At 35.7% G+C, this 1,237-nt stretch carries 1 protein-coding gene; it reads left to right on the top strand.

From position 1 onward, the window contains the following. Window positions 1-556: 556 nt before the first annotated feature. Window positions 557-1,237, top strand: a 681-nt coding sequence (locus tag AVL50_RS12100; RefSeq protein WP_216639041.1) for a glycosyl hydrolase family 28-related protein, incomplete at its 3' end; no start/stop codon positions are given.

The following is a 1,237-nucleotide window of genomic DNA, read 5'->3' as shown; positions in this document are numbered from 1 at the left end:
GTTAGATTTTTATCGCGTAACTAAGGCTATGCTCTGCAAATCTGCCTTGATTAGAATAAAAAATAACAAGCTAAAATTATCCCTTTTCTTCTGTCCTAGTACTTATAAATCCTAAGCCATTTCCCAATAGGATAAATCACTTCAATATCTGGAGTGATTTATCCTCATATCTCAGCATTTGTAACCAGGTAGTAAAGCACAAAAAATGGTGTTGTAATTACTATCCCTGGAAGCCTATGCTTTATCAACAATAATATTTCTGTAAAATAAATTATCGAATATTTATAACATCTAGCAACCAGGAGATTTTTTGATGACCTGTAGGACATGAATGACGCTAACGTTTAACATCCACTCCAATGGACTCTCTACCTAACCTGTATGGTAGTTTTGACTTCAAAGCCTTGACTTTTTTGCTTCGTTTTTGTGTTAAGACAAAAATGAAGAAGAAGGAAGTTTGGAAGTTTATTCTATAAGTTCATGTAGAAAGATCGATTGAAGGTTGACGATAATTTAGTTTACAGTGTAGCAATTACTTACTTAAATTTTAAATGAAATGAAACGAATTTTACTTACAACACTTGTTGCCTTATACTCATGGGCTACCCTTTCTGCACAAAATGAAAGCGATTTTTACACCGACAAACTCAATACTGTAGACCGAGTGGTGGATCTTGTGGAAGATTACAATGTCAACAATAAAGACTCGAAGGATGATACAGAAAAGCTTCAACAGGCCATTGATGATCTCACAGCACTTAAAAATGGAGGAAGGATCAATATTCCAGGTGGGGATTATTTCTTCAAGGAAGTTCACGTAAAGTCAAACATTCACTTGGTCATCCATAAAAACGCTACAATCTACCCCACCGACCCAGGAAACGACAAAAACTTCGGTATTTTTAATATTGGCAAAGATGGTGAGCTTACCAAAAATGTGAGTATCAGAGGGAAGAGCGGACAATACACTGTTGATGTGAGTACTTCACGAAATCCAAATGTGAAAGTGATTACATTAATCAATACTAAAAACTTTTTAGTATCTGACATCGATGTTATTGATGACAACACCAAGTTTTCAGCTATCACTATGGGCTATTCCCAATACAATGGTAAGTATGTGATGTCAGATGGAGGTGTGATTAGAAACTGCAGTATCGAGAAGGCACATTATGGTTATGGCCTGGTACAATCTCAAGCACTCCGAAATGTATTTTTTAAAGATATTTGGGGCGAT

Source organism: Flammeovirga sp. SJP92, from assembly GCF_001583495.1.
Lineage (GTDB): Bacteria > Bacteroidota > Bacteroidia > Cytophagales > Flammeovirgaceae > Flammeovirga.
The sequence above is the reverse complement of the archived record's forward strand: the minus strand, read 5'-3'. Positions and strand labels throughout refer to the sequence as shown.